This window comes from Thalassospira profundimaris WP0211 (assembly GCF_000300275.1).
Taxonomy (GTDB): Bacteria; Pseudomonadota; Alphaproteobacteria; order Rhodospirillales; family Thalassospiraceae; genus Thalassospira; species Thalassospira profundimaris.
The window spans coordinates 744139-762959 of sequence record NZ_AMRN01000001.1 but is presented as its reverse complement, the minus strand read 5'-3'; the positions used below and the strand labels follow the sequence as shown (position 1 = coordinate 762959).

Sequence of the window (18821 nt, the reverse complement as noted above, 5' to 3'; positions counted from 1 at the left end):
ACTGGATGGGCAACCCGTGCGCACCCAATACAGTCACGGTGGGCCAATCACGATGGATTGGCACTTAAGACCGTGACATTCGCGCGGTTGAGATTGAGGGGTGTGAAATCGTGGCTGGGCGGCGTGCGCCCCATGGGGCCAAGGGTTTCAGGGTCCAGATCGGACAATAGAGGCTGTCTGTTATCCTTTTCGGACACCACTGGCTGTTGGCCGTAAAGCTGCCAGTCGATGCCAAGATCGGGATCGTTCCAGGCAATGCCGCGATCATGATCGGGACTGTAATAGTTCGATGCCTTGTACATGACATGGGTGTCGGGCTTGAGCGTTTTGAAGCCGTGCGCGAAGCCTTCGGGGATCCAGAGCTGGTACCAGTTTTCAGCACTGAGCTCGATCTTGATGTGCTGACCAAAGGTCGCGGAGCGCGGGCGGATATCGACCGCAACATCAAGGATGGCACCTTGTGTCACGCGGATCAGTTTGCCCTGCGCATAGGGGCAGGTCTGAAAATGCAGGCCACGGATGGTGTTGATCGGAACGCTGATCGAATGGTTTTCCTGCACCAGATCAATATCACCCACCACCTCGCAAAAATCGTCATAGCGAAAGGTTTCGGCAAAAACACCGCGTTTGTCCCGATGTCGGTTGGGCACAAACAAAACCGGACCTTCGATATCAAACTCGGTAAATTCGACAGGCATTGTTCAATACTCCTTGATCGAGATCGGAACACGGATCAGTTGGCGCGGGACACGCCAGCGATCCTTGTAGGGTTTCGGGACAAGACGGACGAAAACGAGGCTGGCTTCGTCATCAACCGTGCCAAACAGACGATCTGTGCTGTCTTCGTCGATGATCGACGGATAGGCCGAAAAGGTTTCGCCCTCTGCCGCGTCGCGTTGCAAAGGCTGGCGATAGAGCAGTTTGGGTTCCGACCAGTTTTTGAGATCCGTCGAGGATGAATAGAAAAAGCCGGCAATATCGGGTTCGCCCTTTTTGCGGATGCGATGGAGGTAAACCGTGATGAAGCTGTTTGATCCTTCGTGGCGGACCAGACCGCGGATGGAGGAAACACCCACAGGCCCGACGCGCGCGCATTCGGTTTGGCGTGCCGACCATCCCTGATCGGTCAGGGTTGCGGCCAGCTCGAAACTTGAGCCGTTCCAGACATCCCATCGTTTGGGATCATCAATCGGGGCGCGCACCAGACAATTGCGCGATTCTTCCCAGTTATCGGCACGACGCCAGACAATGGCGTAATAGTAGTTCTGCCAGGAGATGATGTTGGTCACCGTCACATAGCTTGGTGCGCGTTTGCGATCATCGCGATAGGGTTCGGGCGGCGGAAACGGTGCGTGATGGGGCGGGTTGCCGAGATAATCAAAGGTCTTGCCACCATCAGAAGATTTCAGTGTCACCAGACCATTGATCCAGCAATCGGTGCGTTTTGTCCGGCCCTTGCACGGCATGTCATGGCGATAGGGCATGAAACTGGCACTGCCCAGGGCATAAACATCGCGCCCGTCACGGGTATAGATCGCCTGAAGCCAGGTGCGGTCATCAAGCAGTTCGGGTACGGCTTTGCCCGCGGCCTTGAACCGGCTGTCGCAATCGGGTTTCAGACTGTTAAAGCCATAACCGACAAAGGCCCGGTTCTGAAAGTTCGGGGCAAACAGAACCATTTTGCCCTGATTGTTGCGAAAGGCACGTGCCGGTGAATCGGGCAGATGGTGATTGTCACATCCGGTGACGTCGCTATCAAAGATGACGGTTTCGGTGCCAGAGACAGTTACCTCGGCGGCCAGTAAATCCGGGTTCCAGCCAAACATGCCACCGACCGACAATCCGATCAGGAATGCCGAGAGACCTGTAATGCGTTTTGAAAAACGAAGTGTGCCCAAGGTTTCACCCGCCAGATTTGCAAATCAAATGAGAAAGTGTGGTGCGTGACGTTACTGGGGGTTACGCCACGCACCAGACAGCAAGGTCACGCCGCCTCTGCGACGTATGGGGCCGGGGTACTGCCCAGACGGTGTGCCATGCTGTTTTCTTCAAGGAAGTTTTTCAGATCGCCAAAACGCTTTTGATAGGTCTGCTCAAACAGATCGAAATCGGCGTTATCCCAAGCTTCCTCGAACGAGAATTTGTCCATGTAGCGACCATCCACGAACGGAATGCCAAGCGTTTTGACAAATTCGCGGGTGCGCGTGTCATAGGTGACATAAAGGGCCGGAACTTCGTTGGCCAAGGCCAGCAAATTGCCATGCAGGCGATAGCCGGTCACCGCATCAAGGTTCTGTTCGGCCTGTTCAAAATCGGCAACACTTTCAAACACCGAAAGCGATGATTTATAGAGGTCCAGCAACGGATCCTTGGGGCCATAGAACCACTTTTCCGCGGTCAGCTTTTTGACCGCGTCGTCCATGACAGCCGCGTCATTTTCGACCTGTTTGGATCGCGCGTAATAGATCTGCTTTTCTTCGAGTTCGCCTGCACACAGGATTTCCGTGTCATAGCGTTCGGCCAATGTGCGCAGCATAAAGCGTTGCTGGGTCTGGAAACCATGCGTCTTGCGGCGCAGGGTAAAGCCCAGCCTTTTGATCGATGCGGCATCAACCCGGCGCAATTTCAGTTCCGGTTTGCAATGGCGGAACGCCGTCGGGCAGCCAAAGATACGGACATTTTTGATCCCGATCGAATTCAGCGCCTTTTTCGACAGATTGCCGCGCACGCCAATGGATGCCGAGCGATCTGCAACCAGGTTCAAGAACCGTCGGGTCGATTCATTGACATATTCTTCGGAATTGTCGGGAACCTGAACACCGATGCCAAAGGCAATCACGGGGACCTTGGTTTTTTCAAGAACCGCTGTGATCGGGTCCCATTGACCGTTGGTGTTGATATAGTTTGATCCGCGCAGAAAGATGTAATCCAGCCGATTGATCTGTTCGATCTGGGTTTCCGAAATATTGCCGTCCGAGGGCACATAGATCGGAAAAAGTTCGGAATAATCGAGAATGCGCAGCGAGGAATCATAGACAAAGCAGTCACCGATATTGGTGAACAGCGTCTTTGCCTTTTCCGGCGCATTATAGGTGTGGGTGACAACACCAAGATTGCCCTCAAGACGGCCAGCGGGCATCAATACGCCAATACGGGGCTTGCGCCCCCCGGTGGGGAGTTCGGGTGCCATTTTATGCTCCTGCGTGTTTGGTTCGTGTCATTTTTGACGTTGTTTCGAACCGTTGCTCGTGTTTGGAAGTGCAGGTTTTGCGAGGTGTGGTTAAGCCGCACTGACCTCGCGGGATTTAAGGCTTTGTTCCCAATCAAGGGCATGGCGCACGATGTCTTCGAGATCATCATGAACCGGGGTCCAGCCGAGTTTCTGGCGAATACGATCGGCCGCAGCAATCAGGGCTGCCGGATCACCGGGGCGACGGTCGGCAAGTTCGACTTCGAAATCAACGCCAGACACTTTTTTGACCGCACCGATCACTTCGCGCACCGAGAAACCGCGCCCATAACCGCAATTCATCACGTCGCTTTCGCCGCCGCGTTCAAGATATTCAAGGGCCAGAACATGGGCATTGGCGAGGTCGGACACATGGATGTAGTCGCGAATGCAGGTGCCATCGGGAGTTTCGTAATCTTCGCCGTAAATGGCCATTTGCGGACGCGTACCGGTTGCCGCCTGGCTTGCGATCTTGATCAGATGGGTTGCCTTGCGCGATGTCTGGCCGGAACGGCCTTTGGGATCAGCACCGGCAACATTGAAGTAACGCAGCGCGACATAGCGCAAATCATGGGCGATGGCGGCATCGGCCAACATCTTTTCGGTCATCATTTTTGATGTGCCATAGGGCGAGATCGGCTTAAGGGCAAAGTCCTCGTTAATCGGGGTGGCTTTTGGTTCGCCATACACCCCCGCGGTCGAGGAAAAGATGAAATGCTTTACGCCGCTATCCACAGCAACTTGCAAGAGCGCACGCGAATTGACCGTGTTGTTGCGGTAATATTCCAGCGGATAGATGACCGAGTCCGGGACAATGATCGACCCGGCAAAATGCATGATCGCCGTCACATCATGTTCGGCGATGACACGACGCACCAGATCTTCGTCGCCACAATCACCTTCAACAAACGCGGCCCCGGTTGGCACTGCCCACCGATGCCCCTGACTTAGATTGTCCAGCACGACGACATCGCGCCCGCCATCGAGAAGTGCCAGTGCCGCGTGACTGCCGATATACCCTGCGCCACCTGTTACAAGTACAGTCATTGCCGTGTCTCCTTGTTGATGTTGCCTGTTTTGGTTCAGGCTGCTTTGGAAGGCACGGCCGCCCGGCGATCCCGATCCGGGTCGCCAGAACGGCCATACCGGGTGGGATCACGCGACCTTTCGCTGAGGCTGCGTATCAGCTTTCATGACATCGACCATCTTGTGATCGATGTTGTTTTCGGTCAGGAACTGCGCCATTTCGCGATAGGTCTGGAACCAGGCGCGGTTGAACTTGTCGAACAGATCCTGATTCCAGTAATCCTCAAGCACGAATTCCTTTTCCGAGAACACGTCATAGGACGGGATCTGATAGGTTTCGGCGAATTCGACCGTGCGGCTGTCATAGGTGAAGTAAATCGACGGAACACCGTTCGACAGCGCCATCAGATTGCCGTGCAGACGATAGCCCAGCACGCAATCCTTGGTCCGGACCAGATCCTCGTAATCGGATACGACATCGGAATAGAACAGTTTCTCGCGATAGAGGCGTTCCATCGTGTCATCGAGATACCAGTTCTTGACCCAGTCGTTGTTTTTGAGCGCCTGCATGGCTTCTTCGCGCTGGGCGTTGCTGCCAAAGACGAGCTTTTTCTCTTCGGGTTCGCCCTGGGCCATCAGGGTCATGTCATCGAACCGGTCTGCGAGATGTTTGACCAGATCACGATGGAAGGTGAGATAGCGTTTGATGTCCTGGGCATAGGCCGGTGACACTTCACGGCGCAACGTAATGCCGACATTTTTCACGCTATCAAGCGAGGGCAGCTTGATGCGCATGTCGGGATTGTTTTGCCGGAACGCAGTCGGGCAGCCGACAATGCGGACATTGGTGATGCCAAGATCCCAAAGAACCTGTGCGGTATATGCCCCGCGCACACCGATGGAGGTGGTGGAATCAGCCATCATCCGCAGGACCGTTTTGGTCTGTTCGGACAGTTCGATCTTGCCTTTGACCGGGGCCTGCGCACCGATGCCAAAGCCCAACACGGGCAGCTTCAGGCGTTTGAGAACGTCGATGGTATTGCGCCAGTCCATATCGGAATGGATGTAGTTCGACCCGCGCAGGAAGACATAGTCATATTCCTCGCGAAGGCGGTCGATGTCTTCCATCTTGGGATCGGCAATCGGCAAGACACCAAGCTTGTCGTAATTCATCAGTTTGAGCGATGAATCGAAGACAAAGGCATCCCCGATATTGTGGTAGTGATTGATGCTCTTTTGAACATCCTGATAGTTGTACCATCGGACGCAGTCGTGGTCGTAGACTTCGCCTGACGGGATCATTACGAGAACGCGCGCCATGTTGTCTCTCCTTGGTTGATCACGTTTTTGTTCTGAATTCATGCCGTGCTTGCCACGGTTTGCGGGCTCGCAGCCTTTGCAGACATACGGCGCGTTTCCAGAACCTCCCGATACTGCGCGAGATGTTGCTCGGCGCATTCCTGATAGGTCGTCACGCTTAGTATTCCCTCGCGCATCCGATCCCAGATCTTGTTGTCGCTGAGAACTTCGATCATCCGATCAGCAAGGTCTTCGGCACTTCCGACCCGGAAATGCAGACCATTGACACCGTCGGTGATTTTTTCGGCCATGCCGCCAATGTTGGAACAGATCATCGGACGCCCGTGGAAGAAGGCTTCCTGGATCACGACCGGCGAGTTTTCCCACCAGATCGACGGAATGATCGTCCAGTCGGCGAGCTCCATCAGCTTGGGCATTTCGGTATTCTGATAGGCCCCGTAAAAGCGGACACGTTCGCCGGCCTTTTCGATCAGGTCATGGACCTTGTCCTGATATTCCTTGGGTTGGCGATCAAGGTTGCCGCCAAAGATCATCAGCCGCGCATCATCGCCCCATATTTCATCAGGCACGCGCCCGACCGCATCCAGAAGGATGTCAGCCCCCTTGAACATCGTCAGTTGCCCGAAGAAGGCAAAGCGCGATCGGCGCGGCTGGGTTTTGGAAAGCGGGCGGTCCTTGGCCCGTTCATTGATGTCGAGACCGTTTTCGATCACCGACATCTTTTCGGCCTTCATGCCCCAGTCAATGAAACGGTTGGCAAGAAATTCACTGGGCGAGACATAGTGATCGGCCAGTTCCAGCATCGCCTTGATGAAGCGTTCACGCCGCAGGAACGACGCCGGCGAGATATTGGGAAAACAGCCATTGCAATCAATGGGACTTGCCCGGTTGCACAGCTTGGTTCCGCCGCTTTTGATCATCTGCCCGTGATTGTGGCAGATCGTCAAAAACTCGTGGAAAGTAAAGAAGATCGCGGTTTCGGGCAGGGCTTCGCGAATGGCATAAATGGTTTCGAGCCCAAGGCCGAGATAGTGGTGGAAATGCACGACATCGGGTTCGTAATCCTTCACAAACCGCAGGAAATCGCGATCAATTTCATCCGTGCTGCCGTTTGAGAGCAGGAAATGATCGTAGTTTTCCGCGTGATAAAGGATTTCGTTTTCCTTTTGCCGCAGGCTCATCAGGGCCGAGGCCCCATGACGCGGCACGGGATTGCCAACACGGGCGAGATAAAAGCTTTCGACCCCGTCAAGTTTGTTCAACCCTTTATGCAGGTTGTAGGAGGCCACTTCGGCCCCGCCCAGCGAGATGCTGGGATGGCCGTGCGAAATAACGAGGACGCGTAAATCAGTCGACGGCATTGTTGTGGCTCCGCAAGTTTGAAACGACCAATGACCAGCGGCGATCAAACGCCCAGCGGTCAAGACGATTGGATAGTTCCTCCCAGGCAGGGGCTTTGCTTATGGATTGTTCGCTGCCCAGTACTTCGACATCGGGGATCCAGTAGGATGGCGTCCCCGCCATGCGCAGCTTGAGTGCAAGGTCGAGGCTTTTTTCCGCCGGACCGATATAGCCACGGGTAAAGCCGTCACTGTCCTTGAAGGCCTTGCGCGGCAGGATGCAGCATTCCAACGTGCCGGCACTGACTTCGCTGGGTTGGGCATCGGCAAGAACCGCGCAAGGGTAGCCGACATAGCGATCCGACAGGTACTGGCCGCCATTGGCATTACTGTTGATCCAGGTCCCGGCCCAACGGACAGAATCGTCTTCAAACAGGATGGTCGGCGATACGAGAACCTTGTTGCCGCGTTTGATATAGGCGGCATGCAACTGATCAAACCAGCCATCATCGCGCGGCAGAATATGTGCCGACACCAGCCCGACTGTTTCAGAATTGGTGGCATCCACACCGACTTCGAGAGCATCGCAATAGTCTTCGACCCCTTCGGCGAAAACGATCCGGGTGTTGAGTTTGTAAAAGGCGGCAAGGCGCAAGATTTCGCTGCCAACCTGATCAAAGCTTTCGACCGGCCCGGCAATAACAATCGGCAGATGGCGGGTTGCACTATCCAGTCCCAGCAGGGCAATGGTGACGCCGATATCATTGATCGTGTCATCGACACCGACCACAAGGGTCACCGGCGCATCTTCGTCAAAGTCGCCGATATCATGGATATCCACCGCATAGGGACGCTGTGCCGTCATGGCCTGCAACATCGGGCCGAACTGACGTTCGATACTGTTTGAAGCCGTGACAGATCGCGGATCAAGCGACGGCAAAACCCGTGAAAGGGCCTGACGGGCCGACGCACGCGTCGGGTTCAGTGGGCAATAGGCCGGAAAGGCATCGGTGATGCCCAGTTCAAGATAGGTCGCCTGATCGGATGGCGGGGTGACATCCAACGGGCAAAACACCAAAAAGCCGTGATTATTCCGGGCCGGGTTCATGCCAGAGAACATCGGATCATTGGCAAAGGCATCGGTCACATCGGCGCGTGACTGGCGCGTCCAGTGATCATCAATCCGCACGACTTCACCGCCAACCCGCAGTGACACATCCTTGACCGCACGGTCGGGATCAAGCATCCAGCCGGAAATCAACACCCCGCTTCCTTCGATCAGAAGAGAGAAATCGATCCCGATGCGGACCGGGCGATCGAGTTCCGATACCGTGTCGCGGCCATCAAAACGATGTGCGGCCATTTTGAGGGTATGCAGGATTTTTTCCGGTGCGCGCACACGATCAAGGACCGAACGAATATGGGCCGGGACATCGGGCGGCGCGACCAGAACGCGGTGCTGATACACCTCGATCGAGTACCAGGTGTCGCGGCCGCGGAAGTAAACCCGTTTGAGTTTTTTCGGATTGATCGGCTTATCACCCAGCATCAGGCCGGTTACACCCGATGCCTCGTCGCCCAGGTCATCGCGCTGGAAATCGGCACTGGTCAGTTCCGCCAGTATCGGAGAATCCGCCATGGCAATGACGCGGGTGCGCCCGGTGGGGAAGCCGCTTGACCAGCCCTGAATATAAACATCACCTTCTTCGAGCCCGCCCAGCACTTCGATAAAGCCGTTGCTGCGTGCGGCACTTTGCACCAGTGCGGCCACCTTGCTGAGGCGTTTTTTATCGGGGTCGCCTGCCAGCAGGGCCTCGATCAGGCCATCAATCACGGTGGCGAAGGCCGGACCGGATTGATCGGCAACAGAGGACAGAACCGCCTCAATGCGTTGTTGACGATTGTCGATGCGGTATTCACGAGGTTTGCCCGCCCCGCGGAACAGGGCCGTTTTCAAACGACGTGCGGAGACATCCTTCATCGGCAAGAGGGCCACAAAGCCATAGGCGTTGTCGGGTTCCGCATCGTGGCGGCGCCATGAAATGATGGATGCCTGGACTTTGGCGTCAGACTGGCTGTTGAGGTAAATATCAATCGTTGCCGGCAGGGCATTCCCCACCCCGACCATCAAAGCCAGCCCTTCATCGACCAAGGCGGCGACGACGGTTCTGCCATCCAGTGGCATTCCATGTTGTTCAGTCATGCCCGGGCCTCCTTGTGTTTACGCAGGTGTTTCAAAGCAAATGATTGCCGTGCCATGGCGATCACCAGACAAAGGCGCCGATTGCCAACCCGGTGGTCACGCCAATCAGGCAGGACAGGATCAGCAACGGGGTTTTGAGATCATTGGTGTGGCGTGCGGTCAGGGCTGAAAGCCGTTCGTCAAAGCCACCCAGCGATTTATCAAAGCGGACCAGAAAGACTTCGAGTTCATCGACCCGGCTTGAGAGTTCTTCCTGACCGTTTCGCACCAGTTTCACGCCGGCCTCGATGCCATCATCGGCGGACGCCAGTTCATCCATGCGTTTGGATGCGCTGACCAGACGTTTGGCGGCTTCGCGCTGGCCGTTTTGCAAGATGTGCTGTGCGGCCAGCAGGCGATCCAGACGATCCAGAATTTTGCCAAGCGGGGCATTGAGCGCCGTGTGGGCTTCCTGTTCGCTTTGCGATGGGATGCGCAGCGTGATTTCTTCCTTGCTGCCGGGCATGACGGCACAGACCGTCAGACTGTCGACACTGGCAACCGCGGCATCGGGCAATTCGACCTCGAACGCGTGTTTTCCATCGCCGATACCGTTGCGGCGCAGATCGACACGTTCATTTTCGGCGGTTTCACGCAGCAGGGCATGACCGTTCAGGCGCACGACTACCTCGATCCGGGCATCCGGGCTTTGCGGCGACCAGACCCAGCCATAGAGGCGGTTCTGATCAATGGCATCAACCCGCCCTTCGAGGGTCGGTGCGGTTTGTTCGCCATCTTGCGCACCTGTCGGCGCCGGGGTCGGGGCCGGCGGCGGGGTTTCTTCCATCGTCTGTTTTTCGGCAACAGCCATAGTGGCCTCCTTGTTAAACGTCAGGCGGCAACAAAATCAGGGCGAACCATGCGGCGGATCATCGCCAGATATTGCTCGGCAACATCGTCAATCCCGGCCGGGGGCCGGACATGGCCCGACAGTTTTTTCCAGAGTTTCGGATTGGTTGCGCAGTCCTTCATGACGCGCGCCAGTTCAGCCGGGTCATCGGGGCGGACATGAATGCCGTCATGGCCATGGCGGACCATTTCGGCCATGCCGCCAATTGAACTGGTGATCACCGGGCGGCCATGCTGGAAGGCTTCCTGAATGACCAGAGGCGCGTTTTCCCACCAGATCGAGGGCACAACGACCCAGTCGACCCGTGCCATCAGATCGGGGATATCTTCGCGTTGATAGGCACCGATATGGCTTACCTGCGGGCCGCTTTGTTCGACCAGATCGGCGATGCGACTGGTGAACTGATCGGTCTGATACAGGGCCGCACCATGAATGCGCAGATTGAAATCGACCGCGTCTGCCGAAAGAATGCGCCCGGCTTCAAGCAGGACATCCGCGCCCTTCCAAGGGTTGAGATTGCCGAAATAGCCAAAGACATTGGGCATGCCGGCCGCCCCGATATCGCGTTTGGGCGCAGCCGGGACAGTCGGGCGACCATTGTTGATCACCGAAATCCTGTCGGGGCTGATGCCCCATTCGATATAGCGATCGCGAAGGAACGCACTGGGCGAGATGAAATGATCAACTGCGCGCAGATGATTGCGCAGATTGACCGCGCGCATCGCATGTTGATCAGGGGTAAAGCCATCAAGGCCGGACAGACGCCCGGTGGCATCGGCCTTGGTATAGCGGGTTTTGGTCCCGCGATGGATCATCAGGCCGTCATTGGGGCAGATCTGATAATAGTCATGCAGGGTCATCACGATCTTGCAGTTCGGCAGAACACGGCGGATCAGCATCGGCAATTCGATGCCCCACAGGACCAGATGATGGATGTGCACCACATCCGGTGCCCAACTTTTCAAAAGACGCGCGAAATCCGGGGCGACGGCATAAAGATCGGTCTGGGACATGTTGAAGCGGTCAAAATGCCCGGCCCAGAACAGCATTTCATCGCCGGCATCATTGATCGCCTGAAAGCTTGTGCCCGGACGGCGTTCGCGGTGAACATCGTTGGTCGCCCCGATGAAAAGCGCATCGCATTCCGCACGCTTGTAGGCATGAAACAGATCATGGGCGAAAATTTCAGTCCCACCCGGATGCAGATCGGGGTGATTATGGGCAAGCACCATTATCCGGGGATTCATGCGGTCCTCCGTGGTTTCTGGGCAATCAGGAAATCCTGGTAATGGGCGGCCGTTTCGCCGCGCCATGTGCCAAAGCTTTTGGTATGGATATCGAACCCGGCACCGGTCAGGGCATCCTCAAGAAACGCATCGTCAAAACCGACGGCCGCCATCGGGTTTTCACCGCGCAGGTGCCAGCAAGGCTGACCTTCGGCTTTCTCAAACCCTTTGAGGCGGGCATCGCGGTCGGGATTTGACGGGTCGTCATCTTCGCGGATGACAAAGGCGGTCAAGAACAGCCGACCGCCCGGGCGCAGCACACGAAAGACCTCGGAACAATAGGTTTCGATTTCGTCTGGCGGCAGGTGGGTCGCCACCGAGATCATTGCGGTGAAATCGAATGTTCCGTCCTGAAAAGGCAATCGCATGCCGCGCCCGCTGATTTCGCCTTCGGGGTTGTAGAGTTCGTTCTTGATGTCCGAACACTCGAACCGGAAATTCGGATAGGCAGGCGAAATGGCGCGCTTGCACCAGTCAATGCCGCCGCGCACCGGATCCATGCCGCGATAGATCGCCTGTTTCGGATTGAGGAACTGTGTCAGGGGGACGGCAATCCGGCCAATGCCACAGCCGATATCAAGAACATCCTCGGTGGTTTTAAGCCCGGCCATGCGGACAAAATGACCAAGGAACTCTGCCCCGATGGCGCGGTAATCGCCATCGCCGACAAAGACGTCTTCTTCGGGCGGGACCGGAAGGAAACGGTTGGAAATGATCTGTTCGCACAACCAGGCAAGATGAGTATCGCTGATATCGGATGTCAGCGGGGACTGGTGTTCGGACAGTGCAAGAACCTGGCTCATGCCGCTTCTCCGTTGGGGGTTTTTCGCGATCGGTTTTGCGGCACACCGTTGGTGTGAAGATCTTCGAGCGCATCCGCCCAGCGCGACGCATGCAGCCAGGCGTTATATTCAGCAGCAACCCCGCGCATGTAATCGGCATGGGTCGAGATGGATTTGCGCTCAAAATGATAGAGGCTGACATCGGGGACGTATTTGATGTCGAAATCGGCCTTGCGAATTTTCAGGCAAAGGTCGCTGTCTTCGTAATCGCCAATGACATAGTCCTCGGTAAAGCCATCGACCGCGTCAAAGGCATCGCGATGGATCATCATGCAGGCACCGGTGACACCGGGGACCGAGCGTTCAATATTGGCATCCCGGAACTGGTCGGGCATGCCTTTGTGATAGTGATAATTCAGCCACTTGCCGCTTTCATTGCGGGCAAAATACATCCCGGCATGCTGGATCGAGCCATCTTCAAACAGAAGTTTCGGCCCGACCACCGCGACCTCATCCGGGCCGCCCATTTTTGAAGCCATCCCCTGTGCCCAGCCGGGCGTATGGGGAATGACATCGGAATTGAGCATCGCCAGATAATGGCCGTGTGCGTTTTCGGCACCGGCATTACATGCGCGGGCATAGCCGCCATTGCGGGTCATCACGACCAGACGCATCGGGATGCCATAGAGAACATGCAGACCGCGCAACAGATGTTCGCATTCCTCGGCCTGTTCGGGGGAGTCGAGTACAAAGACCAGTTCGCAATATTTCGCGACCCAGTCATCACAGGCAAAGGCGCCGATTTGCGCGCGCAGGAAACCAAGAACACGATAAAGCGGCACAATGATCGAGACATCCGGGTCATCATGCGGGGTGCCGATATCAATCACCCGATCAACCTTGGCGGATGCCATCAGTTTTTGCTGCAGATCGCCAATCACCGGCGCCAGGCAGTTTTCAATGATCTCTGAAGTCAGGTGTTGCGGCGGGACGGCGCGCAGGATGCGAGCACGGGCCTCGGCCGGGTCAATAGGCTGGGCGGGGGGCACCATCAGATGGCGGTTGCCCGATTTCAGGCGCATCAGGCTTCGGGGCTGAAGGATCGGAACCGGGCTTTGGATATCCTGATAAAAGCCGACAAAGCCGGTTGCCGGAACTGTCTGGCCATCGTCCTGCACATTGCCCTGATAACGATAAAATCCGTCGCCGAATGGATGGGCGATACCGTTGCTATCGAGAAGGTCGATGCTGGCGATCATATCGACAGGATCGCGATACCAGCCGCCAATCAAGGTGCCACGTGCTGTTGTGACCGCCAGATCGACTTCGCCACTGGGAAGCGATCCGCCACCTGAGACGCGCTGGCTTGAAAGCGGACAGCGGAGCTGGAATTCAATCGCGGCCTTGCTCGATTTCATGTCCGCACGGGCAAGCGACCCGATGATATATTCGCGCAAATCAGCATCCGATTTGCCCTTGGTTTGCCACCAGCGCGCCAGAGACGGCAGGGTTGAGACATCGGGCAAATGGCGAATGGCAAGCGTGCGCACACCGGTCACAACCATATAGGCCCCGGATGCGGTACTTGGCTGGTCGGCAATCATATAAACCAGTTTCTGGCCGCGCGGCCCGGTCTTGCTGATATGGGGAAGCTGCGTCAAACGCTTGAACCCCGAAGGTGCGACGATGAAGACGGCCTCGATATCGTGAAAGGCATCGGGCAATGCCGTGGCCAGCAGGATCTTTTCACCGGAAAGCTTTGCGACCGCCTTGGCCGGTTTGGGCCGATCGACAATTTCGGCAACCAGTTGAAGAAGGAAACTGTTGTAGCTTTTGGACAGGCGCAGTCGAAACAGGCTGGCCCACATCCCCAGAAGGGTCGAGACCAGCGAAAGCCGCCCGGCAGGCGTCACCCCGTTCAGGAGCGTTGATGCACTGGCAAATTCAAAATCGCCATCGGGATCAATTGTGATCTCGTCCTTGCGACCCAGCGTTCCGGCCTCGGCCAGAATTGTGATCGGTTCATCCTTGGGGCGGCGGATGACGCGCAACAACCGGGTCCCGCCCCCGTCAAGGGGTAACCGCAATGTGGCCTGCGGTGAAATCGCAGCACCATCAATCGTTTCAAGCCGGGGAACTTCCCACAAACGGGTGGGTGTATCCCAACTTAACAACAACGTATCAGGGTTCAGCAGGCAAACACCGGGCGCTTCGCCGGTCGTCCGCACTGCATCGGACGAGGCAAATTCAAGCATGACAATCTTTCACTAACTTGAAGTTCAGGACGGGTCGCCCGCAGCCGAAGCTGCGGACGCCGCCAACGGATTACTGGACGCTAAAGAAGCTGTCCGGATCGTCCTGTACGTCTTCGGCATCGACATTGTTGAGGGTAATCGAATCCCCATTGCCAAGATCGATGACGGTGTTGGCACCGACCTGCGTTGCACGCGCAGCGACATCATCGGCACTTGCGATGCCGGTGTCGTTGATGTTGCTGCTAATGGAAAGCATGTCTTCGCCAGCCTGGAAGTCGAGGATGACGTCGTTGCCGCCGCCGCCGGAGAAGACAAAGGTGTCTGCACCGGAACCACCAGACATGATGTCATCGCCTGCGCCGCCTTCGAGGACATCATCCCCGGAGCCGCCAAGCATCAGGTCATCACCCTCGCCGCCCTGAAGCACATCGTCTCCAGAACCACCAAGCATGACATCGTCTCCGCCACCGCCGAGAACGATATCGTCGCCTGCACCGCCGATCAGGACATCATTGCCTGATCCGCCGTCGAGAACGTCATTGTCTGAACCGCCAAGCAGGATGTCGGAATCCGCACCCCCTGACAGAACATCCTCACCGGAGCCACCCATCATCAGGTCGCTGCCGTCGCCCCCGATCAGTGCATCGTCACCCGATCCACCGAACAGGACATCATCACCTTCGCCACCAACGGCAACATCGTCGCCCGATCCGCCGAACAAGACATCATCGCCTTCTTCGCCAAACAGCACGTCATCATTACCTTGTCCGAAGATTGTATCGTCTCCGCCACGTCCGAAAATGACGTCACTGAAACGAGATCCGAGAAGCGCATCATCAAAGGCGCCGCCTTCGAGAGTTGCCATGTAATCCTCCTTCGTGTCCCAACATTAATGACATCGTGGGGATATTTCCCTCACGAGAGGATGGCCGTTCCCTCTGGACGTTCTGAGCCCCGTGGAAACGACCACTCAGAAATCCTATATTTTTTTACTTTGTCATTGGAGGGTATTGTCGTGGTTTTATTTTGTCAACATTATGACTTAGTTTGATATTCATTACATTTATTGTCTGAATACTAGTTCAATTTTAATTATTATTTGGTTCAAAATTCGATCTATACTTGAAAAGAAAAGGGCCAATCCGGCAAAAAACCGGGAAAGACCCCAAGTTAAATCCGCATTTCGCGGGGGAGGATTACTCTTCGCGGAAGGCCTTTTCCATGCTTTGGGTGATGGGATCGATCAGGTAATCGATGGCCTTGCGCGGGGTTTTCAGAACCAGAATGTTGGCTGGCATGCCCGGACGCAGATTGATGTCATCATGTTTTGCCAGTTCGGCCGGATCAATCGCTGCGCGCACGATGTAGTAAGACGCATCGCGCTGTTCATCGACGGTTTGGTCAGCGGCAACATAGCTTACCTCGCCATTCAGGGGGGCCAGTCGACGCTGACTATAGGCGGTCAGGCGAATTTGCGCCTTTGATCCAACCTGGACCGAGTCGATATCCTGTCGGTTGATCCGTGCCTCGATCACCAGCGGCTCATCTTCGGGGATGATATCCATGATCGGTTCGGCCGGACTGATCACACCGCCGGGGGTTCTGATCTGGATATTGGCAACCGTTCCGGCCTGGGGTGCACGCACTTCGAGGCGATCAAGCACGTCCTGGCTTGCGCGGATGCGTTGGGTGACGTCGTTCAGGGCAAGCTGGGCTTCCTGAATTTCCGTTGCGATATCGCTTTGCCATTCCATTTCAATCGAGGCGAGATTGATCTCGGCTTCGGCCTTTTGCTGTTGGGCGGCGGCACGCTGGGCTTTGAATTCGCCCATATCACCGACCAGATCCGACCAGTTATTTTCAATCTCGACCAGTTGGGTGCGGGTGGCGAAGCCCTTTTCGGCCAGTTGGCGAATCCCGGCAAGTTGTTCGGCGACGAGCTTTTCCTGACGTGTGCGGGCCTTGATCTGAGAGACCAGTGCTTCGGCTTCGGCCTCGAACTGTTCGATCTGTTTGGCCTGGGCATCGCGTTTGGCGGCATAGACTTCCTTGCGCTTGGCAAACAGGCGTTTTTCATCGCTGAGGATATCGGCGACATAGGCCTCGTCACTGGCGAGAAGTTCCTGCGGGAAGGTGATGTTTTCCTGACCGCGCTGTTCGGCGCGCAATCGGGCAAGCTTGGCCATCAGACCAAACCGTTCGCCGCGCAACTGGCCGAGCTCCGACTCGCTGCGTGTGCCATCAAGAAGGGCAAGGGTCTGGCCCGCGGTGACTTTTTCGCCTTCCTCGACCAGAAGCTGTTTGAGGATGCCGCCCTCATAGTGATTAACAACTTTCTTTTTGGAATCGACAATCACCGAGCCGGTCGCAACAGCAGCACTATCGAGTTCGGCGGTAAAGCCCCAGGTCAGGAACCCGCCAAAGCCCAACACAATGACGAACAATCCGGCCAGGATCGGCTTGCGCAGGCTTTGGCGCGATGCTTCGCGTTCTTCCGAAAGGATCTGGTGCCAGGCGACTTGCGGTTCTTCGGCCGGGAGTGCCGCGCCGCCACCTTCAAGATTAATGACACGGGTCATGCCGCACCTCCGTTTTCATGTTTACGCTTTACCGGGGGGAGGCTTTTGATGTCGTCGCTTTCATTGGACAGATTGCGGATCACGTCTGTTCGTTCACCGAACTGTTTGACCCGTCCGTCCTGCATCACCAAAAGCTTGTTGGCATATTGCATGATGCTTTGACGGTGCGCGATCAGCACCACCATTGCACCGGAATCAGCGGCCTGGCGCACGGCACGGATCAGGGATGCTTCGCCCTCGGCATCAAGATTGGCGTTGGGTTCATCAAGCACCAGCAGACGCGGCCAGCCATAAAGCGCGCGCGCCAAAGCGATGCGTTGTTGCTGCCCGCCAGACAGGGTGTGGCGACCGGCACCAATCGGCGTATCATAGCCGAGCGGCAATCGACCGATCATTTCATGCACACCGGCCGCACGGGCAGCCTCGATCACCTTGCGCGGGCTTGCATCGCGCATGCGGCTGATATTGTCGCGGATGGTGCCGTTCAGAAGCGATACCGATTGCGGCAGATAGCCGACCATATCGCCAAATGATCCGCGCTCCCAGAGATAGGCATTATGGCCGTCAAGATAGACACCGCCCGTCGCAGGCTTTGCCGTGCCGACCAGCAATCTTGAAAGGGTTGATTTCCCGGCCGCAGACGGCCCGACCACGCCCAATATATCGCCCGGCGACAGTTCGAAACTGATCCCGCGCAGCACCGGCACATTTGATCCCGGGACGGCATAAACCAGATTATCGACAACCAGCGGACCTTCGGAACGCGGGGTTGGTTTGATTTCGCGTTCGGACTGGCTTTCTTCGAGCATCAATCGAATGCGTTTCCACGATGAAAACGCCCCGACCCACGCCCGCCAGTCGCGGGTGACATTATCAAACGGCAGCAACAGCCGCCCCATGATCACGGTCCCGCCGATCATGGCACCGGGCGTGGTTTCGCCCTGAATGACAAGGTAAGCGCCCATGGCCAGCACAATGATCTGCATGCCGAACCGGGCAGAACGGGTGATGGAATACATGCCCTTGCTGCGCACGTTGCCGACATCAAGCAACTCGCTGGCGTGGATTTGTGCCTGACGCCAGCGCAGGGCGAGGGCTGGCATCATGCCCATTGCCTCGATCACTTCGGCGTTTGAAACGGTCGACCCAATGTCGCCGATATTGCGCAGATTGGCGTCGGTTCCTTCCTTGGTGACCTGACGGACCATCACATCACCGAGCAGGCTTAACCCGATCAGGGTCAAAACCGCCACCAGCCCGGCAATGCCGTAATAGGGATGCAGGGCAAACATCACGAAAAGGAAAATCGGCGACCAGATCGCTTCCAGCGGGGCGGCGATGGTGGTGCCGGTGATGAAGTTGCGCAGATCAGAAAGGTCGCGCAGGACTTGGGTGCCGTGCAGCGATCCTTTTTCAAGCGCCACACGCATGGCCGCCGAAATTGCCGGCAGGTTCAACCGGCGCAAAAGCGACTTTGCCATTTCCTGAAAGACAAGCGCGCGCACGAAATCAAGGATGCCATAGAGAATGATCGCACCGACTGCGATCACCAGAAGCAACAGCAGGGTATCGGTGCTTTGACTGTTGATCACGCGGTCATGCACCTGAAGCATGAACAACGGCACGGTAAGTTGAAGGATATTGATGAAGCCGCTCATGACACCGGCCCATCCGAGCCCGCGCACGAACGTAAAGCGGGCCTCGCGAATGACCGATCTTGCATCAAGTTCGGGCCGGGCTTCCTTCGCATTCACGGGCGAATTCACAGGCGAATCCACCGGTTTTGCCAGCTTTTTGCGGCGAAATTGCATCGAAAATCATCCAATTAAGCAAAAGTCATAGTTTTTCCGCAATCTAATCACATAGTTGCGATGACAGGATGATCTACAATAAAATTAAATATGTCGATCTC

14 protein-coding genes are annotated in these 18821 nt (G+C 56.3%); all 14 read right to left on the bottom strand.

Translation table 11 applies throughout. The features are described 5' to 3' along the window. Window positions 1-47 precede the first annotated feature (47 nt). The 14 genes from rfbC to TH2_RS03360 all read right to left on the bottom strand — a co-directional run bounded on the left by rfbC (window position 48) and on the right by TH2_RS03360 (window position 18720). Entirely contained in the window at window positions 48-698 is a 651-nt protein-coding gene (rfbC, locus tag TH2_RS03425) for a dTDP-4-dehydrorhamnose 3,5-epimerase (protein ID WP_008889001.1), read from the bottom strand. Window positions 699-701: 3 nt separating this feature from the next. Then, window positions 702-1898 (bottom strand): hypothetical protein, encoded by a 1197-nt coding sequence (locus TH2_RS03420; RefSeq protein WP_008889000.1) that lies wholly within the window; start codon window positions 1896-1898, stop codon window positions 702-704. 86 nt (window positions 1899-1984) lie between these two features. Beyond that, complete coding sequence (locus TH2_RS03415) at window positions 1985-3190, bottom strand: polysaccharide pyruvyl transferase family protein (RefSeq protein WP_008888999.1); 1206 nt, start codon at window positions 3188-3190, stop codon at window positions 1985-1987. Window positions 3191-3280: 90 nt separating this feature from the next. Further along, on the bottom strand, window positions 3281-4276 hold the full coding sequence (galE, locus tag TH2_RS03410) for a UDP-glucose 4-epimerase GalE (protein ID WP_008888998.1): 996 nt from the start codon (window positions 4274-4276) through the stop codon (window positions 3281-3283). 108 nt (window positions 4277-4384) lie between these two features. Further along, complete coding sequence (locus TH2_RS03405; protein WP_008888997.1) at window positions 4385-5575, bottom strand: polysaccharide pyruvyl transferase family protein; 1191 nt, start codon at window positions 5573-5575, stop codon at window positions 4385-4387. Window positions 5576-5613: 38 nt separating this feature from the next. Then, a complete protein-coding gene (locus TH2_RS03400; protein WP_008888996.1) occupies window positions 5614-6936 on the bottom strand; it encodes a glycosyltransferase family 4 protein in 1323 nt (440 codons plus the stop codon). Beyond that, on the bottom strand, window positions 6923-9118 hold the full coding sequence (locus tag TH2_RS03395; RefSeq protein WP_008888995.1) for a hypothetical protein: 2196 nt from the start codon (window positions 9116-9118) through the stop codon (window positions 6923-6925). The genes TH2_RS03400 and TH2_RS03395 overlap by 14 nt, the downstream gene beginning before the upstream one ends. Window positions 9119-9179: 61 nt before the next feature. Beyond that, window positions 9180-9968 carry a hypothetical protein gene (locus TH2_RS03390; protein WP_008888994.1) on the bottom strand — a complete coding sequence of 263 codons (789 nt, stop codon included), beginning with the start codon at window positions 9966-9968 and terminating at the stop codon, window positions 9180-9182. Between the two features lie 20 nt (window positions 9969-9988). Further along, complete coding sequence (locus TH2_RS03385) at window positions 9989-11254, bottom strand: glycosyltransferase family 4 protein (RefSeq protein ID WP_008888993.1); 1266 nt, start codon at window positions 11252-11254, stop codon at window positions 9989-9991. Next, window positions 11251-12096, bottom strand: a complete 846-nt coding sequence (locus TH2_RS03380) for a class I SAM-dependent methyltransferase (RefSeq protein WP_008888992.1) — start codon at window positions 12094-12096, stop codon at window positions 11251-11253. Before TH2_RS03380 ends, TH2_RS03385 begins: the two co-directional genes overlap by 4 nt. Beyond that, entirely contained in the window at window positions 12093-14330 is a 2238-nt protein-coding gene (locus TH2_RS03375) for a glycosyltransferase family 2 protein (protein ID WP_008888991.1), read from the bottom strand. The genes TH2_RS03380 and TH2_RS03375 overlap by 4 nt, the downstream gene beginning before the upstream one ends. 70 nt (window positions 14331-14400) lie before the next feature. Further along, entirely contained in the window at window positions 14401-15195 is a 795-nt protein-coding gene (locus TH2_RS03370; RefSeq protein ID WP_008888990.1) for a calcium-binding protein, read from the bottom strand. Between the two features lie 331 nt (window positions 15196-15526). Then, complete coding sequence (locus tag TH2_RS03365) at window positions 15527-16909, bottom strand: HlyD family type I secretion periplasmic adaptor subunit (protein WP_008888989.1); 1383 nt, start codon at window positions 16907-16909, stop codon at window positions 15527-15529. Then, the gene (locus TH2_RS03360) at window positions 16906-18720 is read right to left on the bottom strand and encodes a type I secretion system permease/ATPase (protein WP_008888988.1); all 1815 of its coding nucleotides are present in this window, start codon (window positions 18718-18720) and stop codon (window positions 16906-16908) included. The genes TH2_RS03365 and TH2_RS03360 overlap by 4 nt, the downstream gene beginning before the upstream one ends. Window positions 18721-18821: the final 101 nt, after the last annotated feature.

Bases quoted from the DNA above. Each gene is read 5' to 3' on its own strand.
- rfbC (WP_008889001.1), bottom strand. From the start codon at position 698: ATGCCTGTCGAATTTACCGAGTTTGATATCGAAGGTCCGGTTTTGTTT.
- TH2_RS03375 (WP_008888991.1), bottom strand. From the start codon at position 14,330: ATGCTTGAATTTGCCTCGTCCGATGCAGTGCGGACGACCGGCGAAGCG.
- TH2_RS03365 (WP_008888989.1), bottom strand. From the start codon at position 16,909: ATGACCCGTGTCATTAATCTTGAAGGTGGCGGCGCGGCACTCCCGGCC.
- TH2_RS03360 (WP_008888988.1), bottom strand. From the start codon at position 18,720: ATGCAATTTCGCCGCAAAAAGCTGGCAAAACCGGTGGATTCGCCTGTG.
- TH2_RS03405 (WP_008888997.1), bottom strand. From the start codon at position 5,575: ATGGCGCGCGTTCTCGTAATGATCCCGTCAGGCGAAGTCTACGACCAC.
- TH2_RS03400 (WP_008888996.1), bottom strand. From the start codon at position 6,936: ATGCCGTCGACTGATTTACGCGTCCTCGTTATTTCGCACGGCCATCCC.
- TH2_RS03385 (WP_008888993.1), bottom strand. From the start codon at position 11,254: ATGAATCCCCGGATAATGGTGCTTGCCCATAATCACCCCGATCTGCAT.
- galE (WP_008888998.1), bottom strand. From the start codon at position 4,276: ATGACTGTACTTGTAACAGGTGGCGCAGGGTATATCGGCAGTCACGCG.
- TH2_RS03390 (WP_008888994.1), bottom strand. From the start codon at position 9,968: ATGGCTGTTGCCGAAAAACAGACGATGGAAGAAACCCCGCCGCCGGCC.
- TH2_RS03370 (WP_008888990.1), bottom strand. From the start codon at position 15,195: ATGGCAACTCTCGAAGGCGGCGCCTTTGATGATGCGCTTCTCGGATCT.
- TH2_RS03395 (WP_008888995.1), bottom strand. From the start codon at position 9,118: ATGACTGAACAACATGGAATGCCACTGGATGGCAGAACCGTCGTCGCC.
- TH2_RS03380 (WP_008888992.1), bottom strand. From the start codon at position 12,096: ATGAGCCAGGTTCTTGCACTGTCCGAACACCAGTCCCCGCTGACATCC.
- TH2_RS03415 (WP_008888999.1), bottom strand. From the start codon at position 3,190: ATGGCACCCGAACTCCCCACCGGGGGGCGCAAGCCCCGTATTGGCGTA.